General features: G+C 64.1%; 19 protein-coding genes. 11 read left to right on the forward strand and 8 right to left on the reverse strand.

Features of this window, described 5'->3' with window-relative positions; all coding sequences use genetic code 11:
- Positions 1–252 (forward strand): hypothetical protein (locus QZ189_RS07955; RefSeq protein ID WP_296421486.1); only part of this gene is annotated, 252 nt, incomplete at its 5' end.
- 25 nt (positions 253–277) lie between these two features.
- Positions 278–544 (forward strand): YciI family protein, encoded by a 267-nt coding sequence (locus QZ189_RS07960; RefSeq protein WP_010315887.1) that lies wholly within the window; start codon positions 278–280, stop codon positions 542–544.
- Between the two features lies 1 nt (position 545).
- Here the strand turns inward: QZ189_RS07960 and QZ189_RS07965 are convergent, their stop codons facing one another.
- Positions 546–881, reverse strand: a complete 336-nt coding sequence (locus QZ189_RS07965; protein ID WP_010315885.1) for a c-type cytochrome — start codon at positions 879–881, stop codon at positions 546–548.
- A gap of 98 nt (positions 882–979) precedes the next feature.
- Between QZ189_RS07965 and QZ189_RS07970 the strand changes: the two genes are divergently transcribed.
- Positions 980–2,158, forward strand: a complete 1,179-nt coding sequence (locus tag QZ189_RS07970) for a DNA repair exonuclease (protein WP_010315882.1) — start codon at positions 980–982, stop codon at positions 2,156–2,158.
- 3 nt (positions 2,159–2,161) lie between these two features.
- Positions 2,162–4,849, forward strand: a complete 2,688-nt coding sequence (locus tag QZ189_RS07975; RefSeq protein WP_296421488.1) for a hypothetical protein — start codon at positions 2,162–2,164, stop codon at positions 4,847–4,849.
- 9 nt (positions 4,850–4,858) lie between these two features.
- On the opposite strand, the gene QZ189_RS07980 is transcribed toward QZ189_RS07975, so the two are convergent.
- The gene (locus QZ189_RS07980; RefSeq protein WP_010315879.1) at positions 4,859–5,224 is read right to left on the reverse strand and encodes an AbrB family transcriptional regulator; all 366 of its coding nucleotides are present in this window, start codon (positions 5,222–5,224) and stop codon (positions 4,859–4,861) included.
- 120 nt (positions 5,225–5,344) lie between these two features.
- On the opposite strand from QZ189_RS07980, the gene QZ189_RS07985 reads away from it, so the two are divergent.
- Complete coding sequence (locus QZ189_RS07985; RefSeq protein ID WP_296421489.1) at positions 5,345–5,818, forward strand: GNAT family N-acetyltransferase; 474 nt, start codon at positions 5,345–5,347, stop codon at positions 5,816–5,818.
- Positions 5,818–6,351, forward strand: a complete 534-nt coding sequence (locus QZ189_RS07990; protein WP_247477467.1) for a Nif11 domain/cupin domain-containing protein — start codon at positions 5,818–5,820, stop codon at positions 6,349–6,351. The genes QZ189_RS07985 and QZ189_RS07990 overlap by 1 nt, the downstream gene beginning before the upstream one ends.
- Here QZ189_RS07990 and QZ189_RS07995 read toward each other — a convergent pair.
- Genes QZ189_RS07995 through QZ189_RS08015 form a run of 5 tightly spaced genes read right to left on the reverse strand, consistent with a single transcriptional unit; the run spans position 6,287 to position 8,739 of the window.
- Entirely contained in the window at positions 6,287–6,775 is a 489-nt protein-coding gene (locus QZ189_RS07995; protein WP_010315872.1) for a phosphate-starvation-inducible PsiE family protein, read from the reverse strand. The genes QZ189_RS07990 and QZ189_RS07995 overlap by 65 nt on opposite strands.
- On the reverse strand, positions 6,772–7,017 hold the full coding sequence (locus QZ189_RS08000; RefSeq protein WP_010315870.1) for a hypothetical protein: 246 nt from the start codon (positions 7,015–7,017) through the stop codon (positions 6,772–6,774). The genes QZ189_RS07995 and QZ189_RS08000 overlap by 4 nt, the downstream gene beginning before the upstream one ends.
- Positions 7,018–7,064: 47 nt before the next feature.
- A complete protein-coding gene (locus QZ189_RS08005; protein ID WP_247477465.1) occupies positions 7,065–7,394 on the reverse strand; it encodes a hypothetical protein in 330 nt (109 codons plus the stop codon).
- The gene (locus QZ189_RS08010; RefSeq protein WP_010315866.1) at positions 7,394–7,759 is read right to left on the reverse strand and encodes a DUF1232 domain-containing protein; all 366 of its coding nucleotides are present in this window, start codon (positions 7,757–7,759) and stop codon (positions 7,394–7,396) included. The genes QZ189_RS08005 and QZ189_RS08010 overlap by 1 nt, the downstream gene beginning before the upstream one ends.
- Before the next feature lie 44 nt (positions 7,760–7,803).
- The gene (locus QZ189_RS08015) at positions 7,804–8,739 is read right to left on the reverse strand and encodes a sigma-70 family RNA polymerase sigma factor (RefSeq protein ID WP_010315864.1); all 936 of its coding nucleotides are present in this window, start codon (positions 8,737–8,739) and stop codon (positions 7,804–7,806) included.
- Positions 8,740–8,933: 194 nt separating this feature from the next.
- Between QZ189_RS08015 and QZ189_RS08020 the strand changes: the two genes are divergently transcribed.
- The 4 genes from QZ189_RS08020 to QZ189_RS08035 are packed head-to-tail and all read left to right on the forward strand — an operon-like array spanning position 8,934 to position 14,311.
- The gene (locus QZ189_RS08020; protein WP_010315862.1) at positions 8,934–9,431 is read left to right on the forward strand and encodes a DUF2214 family protein; all 498 of its coding nucleotides are present in this window, start codon (positions 8,934–8,936) and stop codon (positions 9,429–9,431) included.
- 8 nt (positions 9,432–9,439) lie between these two features.
- Positions 9,440–10,093, forward strand: a complete 654-nt coding sequence (locus tag QZ189_RS08025) for a peptidase (protein ID WP_296421490.1) — start codon at positions 9,440–9,442, stop codon at positions 10,091–10,093.
- On the forward strand, positions 10,090–13,233 hold the full coding sequence (locus QZ189_RS08030; RefSeq protein ID WP_296421491.1) for an efflux RND transporter permease subunit: 3,144 nt from the start codon (positions 10,090–10,092) through the stop codon (positions 13,231–13,233). The genes QZ189_RS08025 and QZ189_RS08030 overlap by 4 nt, the downstream gene beginning before the upstream one ends.
- Positions 13,226–14,311 carry an efflux RND transporter periplasmic adaptor subunit gene (locus QZ189_RS08035; RefSeq protein WP_296421493.1) on the forward strand — a complete coding sequence of 362 codons (1,086 nt, stop codon included), beginning with the start codon at positions 13,226–13,228 and terminating at the stop codon, positions 14,309–14,311. Before QZ189_RS08030 ends, QZ189_RS08035 begins: the two co-directional genes overlap by 8 nt.
- On the opposite strand, the gene hisIE is transcribed toward QZ189_RS08035, so the two are convergent.
- A complete protein-coding gene (gene hisIE, locus QZ189_RS08040) occupies positions 14,308–15,003 on the reverse strand; it encodes a bifunctional phosphoribosyl-AMP cyclohydrolase/phosphoribosyl-ATP diphosphatase HisIE (protein WP_296415618.1) in 696 nt (231 codons plus the stop codon). The genes QZ189_RS08035 and hisIE overlap by 4 nt on opposite strands.
- Positions 15,004–15,048: 45 nt before the next feature.
- Between hisIE and QZ189_RS08045 the strand changes: the two genes are divergently transcribed.
- On the forward strand, positions 15,049–15,396 hold a 348-nt coding region (locus QZ189_RS08045; RefSeq protein WP_296421495.1), incomplete at its 3' end, for a 6-carboxytetrahydropterin synthase.

Raw genomic sequence — 15,396 nt, forward strand, 5'->3', positions numbered from 1 at the left:
GTCGCCCCCAGCGCCGCCCAGGCCGGCTGGAGTGAGTACACCTCCAACATCTCTGAGGTGGATGCCTGCAATCAGGCCCAGTACCTGATGCCCGAACAGGCCGTTCCTCAGCAATACGTGCTCAAAGTCAAGGACGGCAACTTCCGCTGCAAGGTGCGCTGGAGCGACAAAGCCGGCGCCGAACCCAGCAACCTGCCGGTGCTGCTGCCCGCCAAAATTCGCCAGCCGATCTTCGCCGGTGGCTGGCTGTAACTTGCTCGCACACGCCTGCTGATCCGTGCGCTTTGTTCTCTGGGGGACCTACTGCGAGAACGCGCTGGAGAAGCGCACCCCTTACCGCGAGGAGCATCTCGCGGGGCTGCAGCGCCAAAAGGATGACGGCGTACTGATCACCCTGGGGCCCACGGAAACCAGCAGCCACGTCTTCGGGATCTACGAGGCCGAGTCCAAGCAGCAGGTGGTGGATCTGCTCCACAACGATGTGTATTGGCGCCAGGGAATCTGGACCGCCCTCGAGGTCTACCCCTGGATCCAGGCCTTCTAGATCAAGCCTTCGGCCAACCGGCTTGGCTCTGCTGCCAGACCCACTCAGCCACCTGCTGGACACCGTCCTCACCCAGGGCCTCGACGTAGCCGCTCATCTGTCCCTGGCCCTGGGCAGCGATCGCCGCAATGGCCTCCTGGGAGGCAATGCCCTGGCGCTCTAGGGCCGCCAGCTTCAAGGTTTTGCCGCGGCGAATGATGTTGCCGCCATTGAGGTGACAGCCCGCGCAGTGGAGCTCAAACAATTGGGCACCATCGGCCCAGGCCGGCTGCGCCACGCTCAAACCCAGCAGCAACACCAGAGCCAGCAACAGCCGGCGCAGCAACGCAAGGGACATCAGGTCAAGGGCAAGGGGGGCGCAGCGCGCCAAGCGTCAGTCTGACCGGCCCACTCCCGGTGTGTCCGCGCTCAAATAGCCCCACACCCACGCACCCCATGCTGTCCTTTCTGCACAGCGCCGACTGGCAGATCGGCAAGCCCTACGCCCGGGTCCAGGATCCAGACAAACGGGCCAAGTTGCGGCAGGTGCGCATCGCCGCCATCGATCAAATCGGTCAATGCGCCAAGGAGCAGGCGGCCGCCTTCCTGCTGGTCGCCGGTGATCTCTTTGACTCACCAACCCCCAGCAGCAGTGACATCAGTGCGGTCTGCCAGGCCCTCGGCCGCCTGAGCTGCCCGGTGCTGGTGATTCCTGGCAACCATGACCACGGTGCCCCAGGCAGTGTCTGGCACCAACGTTTTTTCCAGGAGGAGTGCCAGCGCCGGGCCCCCAACCTCCAGGTGCTCCTGAGCCGCGAACCGCTCGTGCTGGAGCAGGCGATCGTGCTGCCCTGCCCGCTGTTGCGCCGCACGGACAGCCAGGACCCCACCGCTTGGGTGCGATCGATCGATTGGGCCTCACTGCCCAGCGACCGCCCTCGCCTCCTGCTTGCCCATGGCTCCATCCATGGTTTTGGCTCCGATGACCTGGATGCCGATGAGGAGAACCCCGCCAGCGCCCAGAACCAACTGCGCCTCGATGCAGGCCTACTGGAGCAGCTGGACTACGTCGCCCTGGGGGATTGGCATGGCCTCAAACAGGTCCATGCCAAGGCCTGGTACAGCGGGACCCCGGAGCCCGATCGCTTTCCCCGCCATGACGCCTACCGCGATGGAGTCGTCCTGGCGGTGCGCGCTGAGCGGGGGAGTCTTCCCGAGGTGACCCCTCTGGCGACTGCGATGCTGCAATGGCACGCCACGGCGGTGCGGCTGAGCAGCGACGCGGAGCTGGAGCGCTTTGAAGCGCAGCTCCAGACGCTCCTGGGCGACGAGCCAGGACAACATCTCCTGCTGCTGGAGGAGAGCGGCAGCCTGAGCCTCGAGGGTCATCGCCGCTACGACGCGCTGATCGAGCGCTTGGAGGCCCAACTGCTGCGGCTCAAGCGCCGCGGGCGCTGCGCCCAGGCTCCCGATCCAAGCGAGCTCAAGGCCCTCAGCCAGCGCCCCAGTGACCCCTTGATTGCCAACGTCGCCCATCGCCTCCAGAGCGAACTGGCGGACAGCGCGCTGCTGGAGGAGCGGCGCGAACTGCTGCAGCTGGCCCTGGCCGAACTGCACCGCTGCGCGGGGGAGTAAGCCATGCACCTGCTCTCCTGCCGCCTGCAACGGGTTCGTCAACACCTCGATCTCCAGCTCAGCTTTGGCCGCCAACTGACCCTGGTGGGAGGGGTCAACGAATCGGGCAAAAGCACCCTGGTGGAGGCACTCCACAAAACCCTCTTCCTGCGCTCCACCGCCACCGGGCGCGGTGTGGAGGAGCTGCGCTCACGCACCCATGGCGGCCTGCCGGAGGTCGAGCTCTGTTTTGCCGCCCAGGGAGAACGCTGGACGCTGCGCAAACGCTTCGCTGGTGCCGGGGGAACCTGTCAGCTGAGCAACCAGAAAGGGCAGGCCCTCAGTGGTCCAGCAGCGGAAGACGAGCTGGCGCGGCTGCTGGGCCTGGAGGGTCCCATCGAAGGCAGGCGGATCGCGCAGCTGCCCGAGCGCTGGGCCCACCTCTGGGTGCGGCAGGGGGACGCAGGCTTCAACCCCCTGGAGGGGAAGCCGGAGAGCTACGACTACGAGCGGCTGCTCCAGCAGCTGCAATCCAAGACCGATCTCGGAACGCTGCAGTCCCCCCTGGATCGCCAGGTGGTCGAGCAACTCCAGCAGCGCCTGGGACAGGTGTTCACTCCGACGGGGCGCGTGAAGGCCGGATCAGCCCTCGCCCAAGTGCTGCAACGGGAACAGGAGTGCCTGGAGGACCTGAACGGGGCCAAGCAACAACTGCTCGAGCTCGAACAAGCCATGGAGCGCCTGGGCGCCATCGCCGAGAGGCTCCACTGCATTGACCAGGACCTGCGGCCCGCCTTACTGAGAGAGCGGGAACTGGAGCAGCAACAGCAGTTGCTGCAGGCGGAACTTGAACCGGTGCTGCTGCAACGCCAGACCCTTGAGCAACAGCAGAAACAACAGCAGGAACTCAAGCGAACCCAGCAGGAGCAGCAGCAAGAGCAACTCCGGCTGCAACAGCAGCTGAAGCAGGCACTTGAGCAGGACGCCCTCAAAACAGAGCAGCAGCAGAAGCAGGAGCAGCAGATCGCAGCCGCTCAGCAACAGCTGCAAACCCTGCGGACCCAGCAAGAGGGAGTGCGTCAGCGGCTCGACCTCCTGCAACTGCGGCGGGAGCGCCAACAGCTTGAAGCCCACCAGCAGGAGATGAACCGCCTGCAGTCAGAAGCGAACCGGCTCAAGCAAACCCTGTCCCAACTGCCGCCGATCGACGCCGAACAGGTGCGCGGACTGCGGCGCGCCGAGCAGGCCCTCGCCCAGGCCCAGGCGCGGCTGGAGGCCATGGCCACCAGCATCGAAGTACTCCAAAGCAATCAGGCCATCACGCTCGCCGATGAAGCGATCCAGGCCGGAGAGAAGCGCCAGCTCAACAGCATCACTGAACTCCAGGTTGGAGCTGGCGTCCGGCTACGGGTGAGTCCCGGCGGCGGCGACGCGCTGCCCCAGGCCCAGGCTCAGCTGGAGCGCTGCCGCCAAGACTGCGAACGGTTAACCCAGCAGCTCGGGGCCGCCAACAGCGAAGCCGCGGAGGCGATTGAGCAACAACGGCGCAGCCTGGAGCGGGATCTCAGCGACCTGCGCACCGCAGCCAAGGCCATCCCCTGGTCCGGGCTGAGCGAACGTCTCAGTGCCTTGCTCCCGCGCCAGCAGGACCTGGAGCAAGCCATCAGTCTCGATCGCCAGGAGGGACTGCCCAGCGATCCAACGGCACTCGAAGAGCTGGACACGCAGCTACGCCAGACCATCCAGCAGCAGAGCAGCGCCCTCGATCAGCAGCTGCAACAGCATCAGCAACAGCGGCAACAGGAGCAAGCCCAGAGCCGCCAGCTGGAGCAATGCCGCAATCGGCTCGAGCAACTCGCCGGCTCCTTGGCGATGGTCGAGCAACGACTGCAACAAGAGTCAACCCCAGCGAGCGTCGAGCAGCTCCAACACCTGGAGCAAGACGTCAAGGAGCGGCGAGCGGTATTGGCGGCGATGGAGAGCGAACGAAAAACACTGCAGCAACAACGCCAGGGATCCGTTGGGGCCCTGCAACTGCTCGAGCAGCTCAACCAGGAGAAAGAGCTTCTCCTCAATGAGCGGGGGCAGAACGAACAGCGCTGCGCCAGCCTGGGAGCCCAAAACCCCAGTGCTCAACTGGAGCTAGCCCAGGCCCGCTGGGAGAACGTCCAGCAGGAACGCCAAACGCAAGAACGGGAGGCCAACGCTCTGCAACTGCTGCAGGAGCACTTCCATCAGGCCCAAGCTGAGCTGGCCAATCGCTACAGCGAACCGCTCTGTTCAGCCCTCAATCCCTACCTCGGGGCCCTCTTGCCGACAGGAGCGGAGAAGGCCCTGTTGGCCTTCAATCCCAAACATGGCTTCCAGCAACTGCAACTGCTGCAGGACAGCCAGGCCTATGACTTTGCGCGACTCAGTGGAGGCATGCGCGAACAATTCGCAGGGGCGCTGCGACTGGCCATGGCCGAAGTCCTGATGGGTGCCTATGACGGTGCCCTGCCCTTGGTCTTCGACGACGCCTTTACCAATACCGATCGGCAACGCCTCGATCCATTGCAAGCAATGTTGCAGCGGGGGATGGAGCAGGGGATTCAAATCATCCTGCTCAGCTGCCATCCCGAGGACTATCAAAACGTTCTGGGCTGGGCACAAAAAAGCCCCCTCCAATCGCTGGAGGGGGCCAATGGCGTGGAGGTCACGCTCAGCCGTTAGGGCTGTCGATCACTCTTCGTCTTCGTCGCTGCCGCCGGCGGGAATCAGACGGATCTGCTTACGGCCGAGCTTGATTTCGAACTCGTCACCGGGCTGAAGATCCAGCATGGCGGTGTAGGCCTTACCGATCAGCAGGTTGCCGTTGCCCTGAACGGTGGCGATGTAGCTGAGCTTGCGGCCACCCTTGCCGACCTTGCTGCTCACGCCCAGCTCAACGCCCTTGGCCTCGAGAAGCGCTTCGTAGAAAGCGGTGAAGTTCAGACGCTCGCCGCCGTCCTTCTTGGAGGAGACATAACCGCAAGCGCGGACGATATCGGACTTACTTACATCGCCAAGCTCTTTAACTTTGGCCAGAAGATCGGAACCGGTGAGCATTGAGGTAGAGGGCTTGAGCCAGATACTCGTGCAACATACAACACGGTTTAACTAGGCACCAGCTCCATGAAGATCAAACCAAGCCAGAATTCGGCAAGGAGTTGAGTACCAAAGGCCTCGATGCATCGAATCCGTGAATTACGCAGGGACGAGCACTCTGAGGCGATCACGATTTATCAGCAGGCCGTCCTGAGTTGCGACCCGAAGCTGTACACGCAGGCACAAAAAGAAGCCTGGGCCAGTCAAGGTCCGGCACTTGCACTTCAGCTCGAGCGCGGTCGCGCCCTGGCCAGCGAAGCAACGGATGGAGGCGTCCTCGCCTTTGCCCTGCGGGATCCAAGCCAACGCCTATCCCTGCTCTATTGCCATCCTGAACACCAGCAGCGGGGCCATGGACGCGCCCTGATTGAGGCCATTGAGGCGGAAGCGACTCAGGACAAGCTCGGCGCCCTCGTCACCGAAGCCAGCCTGATCTCCACCCCTCTACTGCTGAAGCTGGGCTGGCGGATCCGCTGGAGAGAAGAACTCCTGATCCGCGGGGTGCACTTCGAGCGGTTCAACCTCAGCAAAACGCTGAACCCGATACTGAGCTGATGGCCGAAGCCCAGCTCCAACAGTTCCTCCAGAAGATCCAACAGCTCAATGCTTTCGTGGCCTTGACTGAAGCCCAGCCCGAGCTTCGGCAAGCCCTCAGAGACTGCAGCAACCACCACGATGTGGTCCAACTGGCGGCCCAATTTGGCTTTGACATCGGCCGGCGCTGGGGGGACAGCAGCCCCCAGCCAGACAGGCCCGCTGATCAACCCAATCTGCTGCGGGGGGACTGCCCGGAGTCAGGCCAGGAACAAACCGACGTGCTCGCCAGTGGACAGAACTGGCGCCTCGAGCGAATTCATTCCTGCCAGGCCAGCAGCCCAGCCGAGGGCTGGTACGACCAAGAGGAGAGCGAATGGGTTCTGGTGCTGCGCGGAAGTGCGTCGCTGCACTTTGAAGACGAAGAGCAGCCGCGGGACCTCTGCGTCGGCGATGCGCTGATGATTGCGCCGCATCGCCGCCATCGGGTTACGGCAACCGACCCGAATCCTGGGACGGTCTGGCTAGCTCTGTTCTGGTCGGTGGGCGCTTGAGGTTGGATTGCCGCACCAGCCAATAGGCGGCAGCGAGGGAGAGGATCGCCACCCCCAAGCCAATCAGAACCGCAGGGTCCTTCTGCATCCCCGGGGGAGAAACGATCACCTTGCGGGACACTGCGGTCAGGGCCGTGACCAGCACTAATTCGATCTGAATCACGTGCTCCCGCAGGTAAGCGGTGAGGTTCTGCAGCACCTCCAGGGCAATCAGGATCACCAGCACCTGATCCAACAGGCTCACCAGGCCCTCACCGGTCCAATTGACCTGCAAATCCAGCAGGTCACTGCCCAAAAAGATCAGGAGCTGAAGGGTCGCGACCACCAACACCACGGTGAGGGTGACCGAGAGGACCTTGGCCAGAGCGCGTTCGAAACCCGAGATTCCTCGCAGGAACGCGCGATCACAAAACAGAGACTTCAATTGCGAAAGGGCGTGTACTGAGGCTTAGCCGGAGTATCCCCCGGAGGGTTCACCAACTTGGTGTCGCAGGTGATACTTCCGTCGGCCGCCGTCACGCAGTTCTTGGGTTCCACGGTGGTGGAGGGGCCCACATTGCTGCCGGGTCCCCAGAGGAAACTCTCCGCCTGGGCATGAACGGCCGAAGGCATTGCAGCACCCAGGGCCGCAACGGACGCCCAAGCCAGCCAACGCGCGCAGGTCATCTCAACGGTGCAACGTGCACCCACTGTGACGTGAGTGCAGGCCTCCGTCAGCCGTCTCCGACTTCCAGTCGGATTTCTTCCAGGAGCAGATCCAATTGCCCAAGGGAGTCCTCAACGGCTGGAGCGGCATCGGCGGAACCAACCCCGCCTTGGTCCTCGCTCTGCCAGACCGCCTCAATGGCACAGAGACGTTCAGCCAGGCCCACCAAACCGTCACGGCGGTAGGTGCGGTCCAACTCATCCAGCAGGACCGGCATCCGAATCGAGCTTGCCCGCAGGGCTCGCCGCAGGTCCGACTGGGTCCGGCCGCTGTGGCGGAGCCAATCCTTGATGAACGATTGCAGTTCGTCTAACTGCTCAGAGGTCAGAGCAGCCATCAGCGCGTCGGGGGAAACCAGCGATCCAGTTTGCGCTGCGCCCGCATCCGAATGGGTTCGCTCATGTGACTCGAGCAGAGACCGAGCAGGGCGGTCAAGGCCACCAGGTCATCGCTGAAGCCCGCCGCCGGGATGAAGTCCGGGATCAAATCAACCGGAACCAGCAGATAGGTCAGGGCCGCCAGCATCGTCAGGCGAACCTGTGGCGGGGTGCCGGAATCCAACAACAACTCGAGGCATTCGATGGCAGGCCGGGCGATCGCGCGACCCGCACGACGCAGGAGGCGTCGCAGCGCGCCCTCATCGACCTCGGTGCTGCCCAGCACTTGGGCATCAATGGGTTGAGCAGCAGGATCGACAGCCATGGGCTGGTGTCACCTCAAGCGGTGACACCATTCTGAGGGCCGACCTACTGAACGACAGAACTGACGTCGACCAATCCGCTCTGGATGCCCACTTTGCGCAGCTTCCGCAGGGCCCGCTGGACCACCTGACGGCAGTACTCCCGACTGCAGCCCAGGAGACGGGCCACCTCAGCGAGGGTGCGCCACTCATGGCTGCCATCGAGACCAAAGCGCAGCATCACGACAGTGCGCTCTTTCGGCGTGAGGTTGGACTGATCCAGAAGCTTCCAAACCGCGGCATTGCGCTCCGCCAGTTCACAGCGCTCCATGGGAGGCAGATCCTCACTGGGAAGCACATCCACCAGTTCCGTGGGATCGGATTTGGATTTGACGATGCCCTGCAGGCTGACGGTGACGCTGCGGAGCTCACAACCGAGCAAATCCTCAATTTCATCGAGCGGCAAACCCAACGCTGTGGCCAGCTGTTGTGAATTAGGCGCCATGCCATTGCGCTGCATCAAACGCGCCTTTGCAGCCCGCAAACGTGTCAGTTTTTCGTTGACATTGACAGGAATACGAATCGTGCGACTTTGGGTCGAGAGCGCACGGTTGAGTCCCTGGCGAATCCACCAGTAGGCATAAGTACTGAAGCGGTGGCCGCGGGTGGGGTCGTACTTCTCAACGGCTCGGGTCAGACCCAGGGTCCCCTCTTGGATCAGGTCCAACAGGTCAAGTCCCTTGCCCTGGTAGCGCTTTGCCAGGTTGACCACCAAGCGCAGGTTGGCCGTGATCATCTGATCTTTAGCCCGCTCGCCCACACGCATCGTGCGCTTCTCGATGTCGTTGTAGCTGCAGGCTTCACCAACACCACCAGCCATAGCGCAGCGCTCGTGCAGCTGCACCATGGCTTGTACCTTGCGGCCAAGCATCAGCTCTTGCTCTGGCGTCAACAACTGGTGACGACCAATTTCACCCAAGAAAGCACTCAGCGAGCTGGCCATGTTTGCGCGTTCTGCTGATTTGAACCTAAGGGGTTTTTGACTCAAAAAAGAAAGCCACTAAAAAGCTTCCAACTTTCAAAATTGCTTCCCAAATTCAGACTTATTTCCCAATTGCAGATTGGCTTCCAAAGCCTGAACAAAACCAGCTCAGTCGCTCGCTCGCTACGGTCTGAGGCCCCATCCAGTCCAAGGCCATGCCCGCCCCGGCTCTGATCGCCGACATCGCACCGACCGTTCTCACCCGAGCGGGCGTGGCCTACGTCCACTACCTGAGCTTCATGCTCTGCTTCGGCGCCCTCGTGCTGGAGCGTCGCCTGATCCAGCCCAACCCCAACCGCAAGGACGCCACCTTGATGGTGATCACCGATGTGGTCTACGGAATGGCGGCCCTCGCCCTCCTGGTGAGCGGGATCCTGCGGGTGATGTACTTCGGACAGGGCTCGGAGTTCTATACGGAGAACCCTCTGTTCTGGTGGAAGGTCGGCCTCTACCTCTCCGTGGGTGGCCTCTCCCTCTACCCCACGATCACCTACATCACCTGGGCCATCCCCCTGCGCAAAGGGGAACTGCCCCAGGTCAGCGAAGGCCTGGCCAAGCGGCTGGCCTGGATCCTCAACATTGAACTGGTGGGTTTTGCCCTGATTCCGTTCCTGGCCACCTTGATGGCCCGGGGCGTCGGCCTGCCTGGTTAGCCCCAGCAATGGAGCTACCGCCTCCAGCCTGCCCCCTGGCCTCTGAGGTGCGCCCCTGGTCCGGCCAGGGGCCGCTCTTGATCGAGCCGGTCCAGACCACCGCCAGCAGCGCTGGCTACAGCAGTCGTCTCAAGACCACACCCGCAGGCTGGCCCCATCGCAAGCAGTGGTGCGTCTGGGTGGAGCCCGTGACCGCCAAGGGGCCTGGGGCGATTTGGCAGCAACGCTGGCATCAGGCGGTGCAGGCTGCCCTGCGCACCTGGCAAGACCAGCTGCCGATTCACCTGGTCACCGAGCCGCTGCGGGCCCACGTTCTGGTGGAGCGGCGTCGGCCTCCCCTGCTGAATAACCGCGCCAGCAATGGACGGGCCCTGCTTCAGTTGCGTGAGGTCCGCCGGGATCAGCGCTGGTCCCTCGAGCCGCTGGTGACGGTGCTGATCAGCCCCGGGCAAGCGCAAACGGCCATTCAGGCCACCAGCCTGCATGAATTGGGCCATGCCTTTGGTCTCTGGGGCCATAGCGACCACGCCGGCGATGCGCTGGCGGTCAAGGCCGGAGCGGTCCCGGTCCTGCAGCTGAGCCCCAGGGATCAAGCCACCCTGAAGTGGTTGCAAGAACAGCCCGGTTTGACCCAGGCTGATCAGCCCAGCACCCAGCCATGACTCCGCCCAGGCGGACCCTCTCAGACCTGTTCTTGAGACGGCCCGTATTCAGCTTGGTGCTGAGTCTGCTGCTGCTGCTCATGGGAGCCCTGAGCTTGAGCGGCCTGCAGGTCGAGAACCTGCCGAGCATTGCCCCCGGACGGGTCAGTGTCCGCAGCTCCTACCCCGGCGGCAGCCCCGAGGTGGTGGAGCAGGGGGTGACCGCCTTAATCGAGCAGCAGCTCAACGGACTCGAGCGGCTCGAGAGCATCCGCTCCAGCAGCAGCAGCAGTGGCAGCAGCATCCGGCTGAACTTCCGCGGCGGCTCCCCCGAACTCAATCAGGTCAACACCCAAAACGAAATCGCCCAGGTGCTGCGGCGGCTGCCAGCCCAGGTCGCTCGCCTGGGAGTACAGGTCAGACGCAGCTCCGATGACCTCTTAATGGTCCTGAGCTTCAGCGCGGATCCGAAGCGCTACACCCCGCAGTTCCTCAATGGCTGGGTCAGCCAGGTGGTGCAGCAGCGGCTCCAGCGGGTCGAGGGGGTTGGCGATGTGCGTCTGTTTGGCGGGAGCCCGTTGGCCTTCCGGCTCTGGCTCAACCCCGCGGCACTGCTAGAGCGTCAACTGACGATCAACGATGTCGAGCGGGCCCTGCAGGCCCAGAACGTCCTAGCCGCACTGGGACAAACCGGCGAAGCGCCCATGCCCCCGGGGCAGGCCACCACCCTCCCGCTCGAGATGGAGGGCCGGCTGCGCAGCAGCGAAGAACTCGAGCAACTGGTGGTCGGCGAGGGCCCCGAAGGCGGAGTCGTGCTGCTGAGGGACATCGGCCGCGTGGGTCTGGGCAGTGAGAGCTATGACGCCATCGCCACGAACCTCCAGGGCAGCAGCGCTGTGGCCATTGGCGTCTACCAGCGGGATGGCACCAATGCCCTGGCGGTCAGTGAGGCGGTGGAGCAGGCCTTAGCGGAGCTCCAGCCGGACATTCCCCCTGGCATTGATCTGCAGCTGATCGTCAACGAAGCCGAGACGATTCGCACCAGCATTGGCGAGACGGCCGGCAGCCTCCGGGATGCGGTGCTGCTGGTGTTTCTTGCCCTGCTGCTGGGGCTTGGCAACAGCCGTCTAGCCCTGATCAGCGCCCTGGCGGTGCCGGTCTCTCTGTTGGGGTCGATCAGCCTGATCAAGCTGGCCGGCGGCTCCATCAACACCCTCAGCCTGTTTGGGATGGTGCTGGCCTCGGGCCTGGTGGTCGACGACGCCATCGTCGTCAGTGAGGACATCGGACGGCGGCTGGAAGCGGGGGCCTCCCCCTTGGCCGCCGCCCGCGAATCCATGGCGGAGCTCGGTGGGGCGGTGGTGGCGACCTCCCTGGTGCTGGTGGTGGTCTTCCTGCCGGTGATCGGGCTGGAGGGAAGCGTGGGCCGGCTCTACGCGCCCATCGCCATCAGCATCAGCGCCGCCATTGCGGTGTCGACGTTTAACGCCATCAGCTTCACGCCGGTGGCGGCCAGCCGCCTGCTCCACGCGGAACAACGCGAGCCGGCCTGGCTGCTGCGCTGGATTGATCCGCCCCGGCGCTGGCTGGAATCCTTGGAGGCCCCCTACGGCCGCTGGCTCGAGGGCTCCCTCAAGCTGCGGCGCCGCGTCATGGCCAGCGTCCTGGTGGGCCTACTGGTGACCGCCCTGGGCCTGAGCTGGAGACCGACGGCCTTCATTCCCCAGGAGGACAACGGCCAACTGCGGGGGGTTGTTGTGCTGCCGGAGGGGCTCTCCCTGCAGCGCACCGAGGCGGTGATGCAACAGGTCCAAGCGCTGGCGGAGGCAGACCCCGCAATTCGAACCGGCAACTTCTATGCCGGCCGTTCCTTTGGGGACAGCACCCCCAACAAGGGACTGCTCTTCCTGCGGCTTCAGCCGATCGGCGAGCGGGGGCCTGGACGCCCCAGCACCGAGGCGGTGGCCAAACGGCTCAACCGCCAACTGCGCAAAACGATCTCCGGGGCCACGGTGATCGTCAGCCAGCCCCCCAGCGTGCGCGGCTTCAGCAGCGAAGGGGGATTGGAGCTCGAGCTGCTGGACACCAGCAACGGGCAGTTCTCGCTGCAGCAATTTGCGGGCGAGGCCCAACGCCTGATCCAAGCGGCCAATGCCAGCGGATTGTTTGAGCGGGTCTCCACCCGCTTCAGCGCCGATTCCCCGCTCCTGCGGCTGGAGCCCGATCGCCTGCAGATGGCCTCCCTCGGCGTGGAACTGAGCCAACTGGTCAGCACCCTCCAGGCCAGCCTGGGCAGCAGCTATGTCAACGACAGCTTTGAGGGCGATCAGGTCCGCCGGGTGATTGTTCAGCTGGATGGAGAGGGCCGGCGCAACCTCGACGACGTCCTCGCCCTGCAGGTGCGCGCCAAATCAGGAACCCTGATCCCCGTTGGCCAGTTGGTGCGCGTGGAGGCCTCCAGTGGGGCCAGCACGATCAACCACAGCCGCCTGGTGCGCTCCATCAGCATTCGAGCCCTACCGGCCTCGGGGGTCAGCACCGGCCAAGCCATGGCTGAGCTCGAGCGGCTGCAGGGGCAACTGGGGGGACGGCGCACGGACCTGGCCTGGACCGGTCTGGCGGAGGAAGAGAAACGCTCCGGCGGCAGCACCGTCAGGGTCTTTTCCCTGGCGGTCTTGGTCATGGCGCTGGTGCTGGCCGGCCTCTACGAGAACCTGCTGGACCCGTTCATCATCTTGATCACCGTTCCCCTGGCCCTGCTTGGAGCGCTGGGCGGCCTGGTGCTGCGCGGTCTGCCCCTGGATGTCTATGGCCAGATGGGACTGCTGGTCCTGGTGGCCCTGGCCGCCAAAAACGGAATCTTGATCGTGGAATTTGCCAATCAACGGTTGCGGGAGGGACTGAACCTGGACCAGGCCATCCGCGACTCCGCCCGCTCCAGGCTGCGGCCGATCCTGCTGACGGCCATCTCCTCCCTGGCGGGATTTCTGCCCCTGCTGCTGGCCAGCGGCAGTAGCGCCAGCAGCCGCATCAGCATCGGCACTGTGGTGTTCTTTGGCCTACTGGTGGCCACCGTTTTGAGCCTATTTGTCGTGCCCAGTAGCTACAGGTTGATCAAGGGCTGGGAGCTCGAGCTCAAAGCCCGGAGGAGCCATGGCTAAAGCACTCTGGCCAGGTCTGGCCGCCCTTGGACTACTCGCACTCTGCGGCTGCGGCAGCTCGACTGGGCGTCCGCCGCAGAAGGTCACGGCCGCTCCACTGGAGCGGGAGGTGTTCGTGCAAAGCATCGACACCGTCAGCACCCTGGAGGCCACCGATGAAATCGAGCTGGCGGCCCAGGCCGGCGGACGAATCCAACGGGTCCTGGTCCAATCCGGTCAGTCCGTTGAGGCCGGGCAACTGCTGCTGGTCCTCGATCAAACCCAGCTCAAGGCGGACGTCGCAGCCCTGCAGGCCCAAAGCAAGAGCGATCAACTGGCCTTTGAGCGACTGGCCGGCTTGGCCCAGGAAGGGGCGGCAACCGCCCTGCAGCGCGATGAATTCGAAGCCAAAGCGATCGGCTCGCGCCAAGCCCTGACGGCAAAGTTGGCGGACCTCTCCTACAAGGATGTGCGGGCCCCCATCGCTGGCGTGATCAGCGATCTGAGCGTCAAAGCAGGGGATGTCCTCCAGGCCGGAAGCCCCTTTAGCCGGATCATCCGCAACGAAGCCCTGCAGGCCCGGATCGACGTGCCGGCCGGCCAGGCGAACCGGCTCGCCAGCGGGCAGCTGGTGCAACTGCTCGATGGCCAAGGGCAGCGGCCCGTGGCCAAGGGGAGGCTGACGATGATCGATCCCAACATCAACGCCAAAAGTCAGACCCTGCTGGCCAAGGCCAAGATCGAGAACCCCCAGGGCATGCTTCGCGACGGGCAGCGCCTGCGAACCCGTTTGATCATTGGCGCGGAGCGTCACCTGGCCATTCCGTTTGAGGCGGTCACGCGCCAATTCGGCCAGACCTTCGTCTTCGTCGTCGGCACCCCTGCCCAATGGAAAAAAGACCCGGGCAAGACGCCCTTGGCGACCATTGAGCGCCTACCGGCGGGCAGCAACGTGGCGCTCCAGCGCAGCGTCACCCTGGGTCCCCTGCAGGGGGATCGCTATCCCGTCCTCAAAGGCCTCTCGGCCACCGATCGGGTGATCCTGAGCAACGGCAGCGGGCTCCGCCATGGGAGCCCCGTTCGACTCAAACAGCCCTAGTCGCGGCGCGGAGCACCCCGGCGGGAGGCCAAGACCTCCTGCACCCGGCGCCAGCTCACGCCGTGATGGGCCAAAGCAACCTGCAGGTGAAAGACGATGTCGGCCGCCTCACCCGCCATCTCCTCAGGACTGTTGTCCTTGCAGGCCATCACGAACTCGGCGCTCTCCTCACCGATTTTTTTGAGGATCCGGTTATCGCCGCCCTCGAGCAACTTGTTGGTGTAGCTGCCGGGTTCCGGCTGGTCACGGCGTCCTTCGATCACCCGCATCAATTCCGTGCAGACATCGGCGGGCGGGGGAGCGGCGCCAGCACCACCAGCCGTCGGGCTCGGTCCATCGTCATAGAAGCAACTGCGCGCTCCGGTGTGGCAGGCCACATCGCCGCGCTGCTCAATCGTGAGCAGCAGCACGTCGGCATCGCAGTCGTAGCGCAGGCCGCGCAGGGCCTGGGTATGGCCACTGGTGGCACCTTTGTGCCAAAGCTCCTGGCGGGAGCGACTCCAGTAGTGCACTTCGCCCGTGGCCAAGGTGCGCTCAATCGCCTCGTGGTTCATCCAGGCGACCATCAGGACCGCCCCGTCGAGCCAGTCCTGAGCCACCGCCGGGATCAGGCCGGCCTCGTTAAAACGAAGGGAGCGAATGAAGGCCGGATCTGGGGCCTGAAATGATGCCTGCAAGGGCTGCCGATCCATCTACCCCGATCCTCCCTCAAGACCCACATCCAGCATTCACCGGGGATGACCGCCGCCTACACCTGCAGCAAAACCTTTAGCGGCTATCCCTGTTGCCACCGGCAGTGGAGGCACAGCGGCCATTGCCGCTTTGTGCACGGCTACAGCCGCAGCTTTTGTTTTTGGTTCCAGGCCGAGGAGCTGGATGAAAACGGCTTCGTGGTGGATTTCTCCAGCCTGAGCGAACTGGAGAAGCAACTGAGGCAGCAGTTTGACCACACCTTTTTGGTCAATGCGGACGACCCGCTGCTGGCGCAATGGCAATCCCTGCATGAGCAGGGGGCCCTGGATCTACGGGTCATGGAGAACGTCGGCATGGAAGCCAGCGCTGCCCTGGTCTGGGACTGGGCCAAC

This window comes from Vulcanococcus sp. CPBay_Sum15L08_68, assembly GCF_017855895.1.
Classification (GTDB): domain Bacteria; phylum Cyanobacteriota; class Cyanobacteriia; order PCC-6307; family Cyanobiaceae; genus Vulcanococcus.

Bases quoted from the DNA above. Each gene is read 5' to 3' on its own strand.
- QZ189_RS07965 (WP_010315885.1), bottom strand. From the start codon at position 881: ATGTCCCTTGCGTTGCTGCGCCGGCTGTTGCTGGCTCTGGTGTTGCTG.
- QZ189_RS07970 (WP_010315882.1), top strand. From the start codon at position 980: ATGCTGTCCTTTCTGCACAGCGCCGACTGGCAGATCGGCAAGCCCTAC.
- QZ189_RS07975 (WP_296421488.1), top strand. From the start codon at position 2,162: ATGCACCTGCTCTCCTGCCGCCTGCAACGGGTTCGTCAACACCTCGAT.
- QZ189_RS07980 (WP_010315879.1), bottom strand. From the start codon at position 5,224: ATGCTCACCGGTTCCGATCTTCTGGCCAAAGTTAAAGAGCTTGGCGAT.
- QZ189_RS07985 (WP_296421489.1), top strand. From the start codon at position 5,345: ATGCATCGAATCCGTGAATTACGCAGGGACGAGCACTCTGAGGCGATC.
- QZ189_RS07990 (WP_247477467.1), top strand. From the start codon at position 5,818: ATGGCCGAAGCCCAGCTCCAACAGTTCCTCCAGAAGATCCAACAGCTC.
- QZ189_RS08000 (WP_010315870.1), bottom strand. From the start codon at position 7,017: ATGACCTGCGCGCGTTGGCTGGCTTGGGCGTCCGTTGCGGCCCTGGGT.
- QZ189_RS08005 (WP_247477465.1), bottom strand. From the start codon at position 7,394: ATGGCTGCTCTGACCTCTGAGCAGTTAGACGAACTGCAATCGTTCATC.
- QZ189_RS08010 (WP_010315866.1), bottom strand. From the start codon at position 7,759: ATGGCTGTCGATCCTGCTGCTCAACCCATTGATGCCCAAGTGCTGGGC.
- QZ189_RS08015 (WP_010315864.1), bottom strand. From the start codon at position 8,739: ATGGCCAGCTCGCTGAGTGCTTTCTTGGGTGAAATTGGTCGTCACCAG.
- QZ189_RS08020 (WP_010315862.1), top strand. From the start codon at position 8,934: ATGCCCGCCCCGGCTCTGATCGCCGACATCGCACCGACCGTTCTCACC.
- QZ189_RS08025 (WP_296421490.1), top strand. From the start codon at position 9,440: ATGGAGCTACCGCCTCCAGCCTGCCCCCTGGCCTCTGAGGTGCGCCCC.
- QZ189_RS08030 (WP_296421491.1), top strand. From the start codon at position 10,090: ATGACTCCGCCCAGGCGGACCCTCTCAGACCTGTTCTTGAGACGGCCC.
- QZ189_RS08035 (WP_296421493.1), top strand. From the start codon at position 13,226: ATGGCTAAAGCACTCTGGCCAGGTCTGGCCGCCCTTGGACTACTCGCA.
- hisIE (WP_296415618.1), bottom strand. From the start codon at position 15,003: ATGGATCGGCAGCCCTTGCAGGCATCATTTCAGGCCCCAGATCCGGCC.